At 64.4% G+C, this 1,254-nt stretch carries 1 protein-coding gene; it reads right to left on the bottom strand.

All coding sequences use genetic code 11. The features are described 5' to 3' along the window. Positions 1–191: 191 nt before the first annotated feature. Positions 192–1,254, bottom strand: a 1,063-nt coding sequence (locus EN738_RS34370) for a sigma 54-interacting transcriptional regulator (protein ID WP_245494854.1), incomplete at its 5' end; no start/stop codon positions are given.

Below are 1,254 nucleotides of genomic sequence, written 5' to 3'. Positions count from 1 at the left end.
AGCAGCCGGCGCCTGTCCTCTGCGCCGGGCTTGCTGAAAAGCGGTTCGTTCAGTGTCGGGGCCTGGGAAGCCATATCGCCGTCTAAGAGTCAGTGATTGCGTCGGATGTATGCAACGCATTGTGGCGATTATGCAACAAGTGTGGCCGAGACGGAAATCTTTCCCCGGCTCATTGCCCTTTCAGGGCGATTTTAGACCTGCCTGGAGGACTTGTAGACGTTGACGCCGAGCTCGCGGATCTTCTTGCGCAGCGTGTTGCGGTTGAGCCCGAGCAGCTCCGCCGCCTTGATCTGGTTGCCGCGCGTCGCCGTCATCGAGGCCAGCACCAGCGGATACTCGACCTCGGCGAGGATGCGCTGGTAGAGGCCGGCCGGCGGCAGGTCGCCGGCGAAGGAAGCAAAATAGCGCTGCAGGAAATGCTCCACCGCCTGGCCGATGGAGAGATCGTCGGGAATGAGCGCGCCGCCGCCGGGGACGACCGGACGCTCTCCTGTCTTGAGTTCGGCCTCGATGATCTCGGCTGAAATCTCATCCTGCGAATAGAGCGCGGCCAGCCTGCGCACCAGGTTTTCCAGCTCGCGCACATTGCCCGGCCAGGGGTAACGCTTCATCAGCTCGATGCCGCCGGAGGAAATGCGCTTTGTCTGCAGCCCCTCGCTGGCGCCCTGCTTGAAGAAATGCCGCACCAGGTCGGGAATGTCCTCGGAGCGTTCGCGCAGCGCCGGCAACCGCAGCGGCACGACATTGAGGCGATAGAACAGGTCCTCGCGGAACAGCCCCTGGTTGATCAGCGCGCGCAAATCCTTGTTGGTGGCGGCGACGATGCGCACGTCGGTCTTGATCGGCGTGCGGCCGCCAACCGTCGTGTATTCGCCCTGCTGCAGCACGCGCAGCAGGCGAGTCTGCGCCTCCATCGGCATGTCGCCGATCTCGTCCAGGAACAGCGTGCCGCCCTCGGCCTGCTCAAAGCGGCCGGTGGAGCGGTTCTGCGCGCCGGTGAAGGCGCCCTTCTCATGGCCGAACAGTTCCGATTCGATCAGGTCGCGCGGGATCGCCGCCATGTTGATGGCCACGAACGGGCCGCCGCGACGGCGGCCATATTCGTGCAGCGCGCGGGCCACCAGCTCCTTGCCGGTGCCGGACTCGCCACTGATCATCACTGTCAGGTCGGTCGCTCGGCCGCCATGCAGGACATCTACCGCATGCTGGCGCGGATGATGCAGACCGACCTGACAGTGATGATCAGTGGCGAGT

It is taken from the genome of Mesorhizobium sp. M4B.F.Ca.ET.017.02.2.1 (assembly GCF_003998955.1).
GTDB lineage: Bacteria > Pseudomonadota > Alphaproteobacteria > Rhizobiales > Rhizobiaceae > Mesorhizobium > Mesorhizobium abyssinicae.
The sequence above is the reverse complement of the archived record's forward strand: the minus strand, read 5'-3'. Positions and strand labels throughout refer to the sequence as shown.